The organism is Pseudoalteromonas rubra, from assembly GCF_005887095.1.
In the GTDB taxonomy this organism is placed as follows: Bacteria; Pseudomonadota; Gammaproteobacteria; order Enterobacterales; family Alteromonadaceae; genus Pseudoalteromonas; species Pseudoalteromonas rubra_E.
Genome location: NZ_PNCI01000211.1, coordinates 1 through 287, shown reverse-complemented (window position 1 = coordinate 287; position 287 = coordinate 1). Strand labels below are relative to the sequence as shown.

Annotated in this window: 1 protein-coding gene; it reads left to right on the top strand. The window is 38.7% G+C overall.

Annotated features, from left to right (window positions below; all coding sequences use genetic code 11):
• Positions 1–287, top strand: a 287-nt coding sequence (gene ampE / locus CWB99_RS23900; protein ID WP_171045459.1) for a regulatory signaling modulator protein AmpE, incomplete at both ends; no start/stop codon positions are given.

Sequence of the window (287 nt, the reverse complement as noted above, 5' to 3'; positions counted from 1 at the left end):
TTAGTTAAAGAAAACCATAAAGTGGTGTTTGCAAATCGTTTTACGCTGCTGCATAAATTATTATTTTGGCTAGATTGGCTGCCAGCACGTGTTGCAAGCTTTGGCTATTTAGTCATTGGTAACTTTAATAAAGGTACAAGCTGCTGGTTGCATTATGTATTGGATTTTAAAACGCCAAACCGCAAAGTAGTTACGTTTACAGCGCTTGCGGCTGAGCAAGTAGAGCAGCGTTATTACGGATGTGCTATTGAAGCCACTTGTATGATTAAATTAGTTAAACGCAACGT